At 66.8% G+C, this 1495-nt stretch carries 2 protein-coding genes; one reads left to right on the top strand and one right to left on the bottom strand.

Annotated elements, in window-relative coordinates:
- Positions 1-96: 96 nt before the first annotated feature.
- Complete coding sequence (locus A5625_RS05410) at positions 97-633, top strand: DUF1360 domain-containing protein (protein ID WP_066989835.1); 537 nt, start codon at positions 97-99, stop codon at positions 631-633.
- Between the two features lie 21 nt (positions 634-654).
- Here A5625_RS05410 and A5625_RS05405 read toward each other — a convergent pair.
- Positions 655-1495 (bottom strand): NAD(P)/FAD-dependent oxidoreductase (locus A5625_RS05405; protein ID WP_197515973.1); only part of this gene is annotated, 841 nt, incomplete at its 5' end.

The raw sequence follows: 1495 nt of genomic DNA, 5'->3' as shown, positions 1-1495 counted from the left end.
CGACCAAGCCCACCAAGCCCGGGACGCGCTGAGCCGATCGCGGATTGCACCGGTCGAGGTCGGGTACCCGTCCCGCTATGTCTTTGAGGAGAAGCGATGGGTGAATTGACGGAAACCGGTGCTCAAGTGGTCGGTGGTGTACGACAGGAGGCGGACGCCTACCGCGGCGACAACCCCCGGCCACTGGGGGGCTACCTGGCGGTCATGGCGGTGTACAGCGTCGTGGTGGTCAGTGCGGTGCTGGCCGCGGTGACCACCGGGCGCACGTTGCCGACGCGGTGGCGGGCCCAAGACCTGCTCATCCTCACCCTCGGTACCCACAAGCTCTCGCGAACCCTGACCAAGGATGCGGTGACCAGCCCGTTGCGCGCGCCCTTTACGCACTACTCAGGCACCGCAGGCCCGGCGGAGGTCCAGGAGGAGGTCCGAGAGCAAAGCCAGCTTCGGCACAGCCTGGGAGAACTGCTGACCTGTCCGTTCTGCCTGGACATGTGGGTTGCGACGGGCTTCGCCATCGGCTTGGTGTTCGCACCCCGCTTCACCCGATTGATCGCGGGCGTCTTCAGTGCACTGGCCGGGGCGGATTTTCTGCAGCTCGCGTATGCGAAGGCGCAGCAGTCAGCCGAAGGCTGACGCCCTGCCGACTGGGCCGCGTCAGCTCGTCTTCGGCATCGGAATGCCTTCGCTGGCGGTGAATTGCGCGTCGTCTTCGGAGGACAACCCGATCGAGACGACGGAGCGGGTAAAGAGCACGTCGGTCAGGTACGCCAGCGCCACCGCCCACCGGTTGACGCCGCGTGGAATCGCGTACAGGTGGTAGGAGCGGGTGACGGCTTTGGCGGGCAGACCGGACAGGTGAATGTTGAGCGGGTTGGCGACCGCGTAGCGCGGTCCGAGGTCGACTACCAGACCTAGGTTGCGGTGCTTGTATTCCTTGCTGCTGCCATACCCGAGGCTGGCGGCGACGTTGCGGGCCAGCGCCTTGCCCTGCCGGGTGGCGTGTTGAGCGGTCGGCGGGGTGATCTTTCCCGGTTGGGTCAGATCGGGCACCGCGGCCGCGTCACCGGCCGCGAACACCTCCGGGTGATCCGGCACCTGCAGATCGGCCTGCACCGTCAGCCGTCCCTTTTCGGTCGGCAGTCCCAGGTCCTGGATCAACGGCGCGCCGGTAACTCCCGTCACCCAGGCGATCGTGTGCGTCTCGATACGCGAATCATCGCTGAGCACAACATGATCGGCGTGTGCCTCCTTGAGGGTGAGGCCGAGCCGGACGTCGATACCGCGCTTGCGCAGCACCTTGAGCGCTGCGTCACCCAGCTTCTTTCCCACCTCGGGCATCACCTGGTCGGCCAGGTCTAGCAGCAGAAACCGTACTTCGCCGGGATGGAAGCTCATCTGTTTGGCCGCCGCGTCGGCCAGCGCCCGCAGCTGCGCCACCAACTCGGTGCCCGAATACGACGCGCCGATCACCACCACGGTGCGCCGGGCCGCGGCC

The sequence above is a fragment of the Mycobacterium sp. 1465703.0 genome (assembly GCF_001672975.1).
Taxonomy (GTDB): Bacteria; Actinomycetota; Actinomycetes; order Mycobacteriales; family Mycobacteriaceae; genus Mycobacterium.
The sequence above is the reverse complement of the archived record's forward strand: the minus strand, read 5'-3'. Positions and strand labels throughout refer to the sequence as shown.

Bases quoted from the DNA above. Each gene is read 5' to 3' on its own strand.
- A5625_RS05410 (WP_066989835.1), top strand. From the start codon at position 97: ATGGGTGAATTGACGGAAACCGGTGCTCAAGTGGTCGGTGGTGTACGA.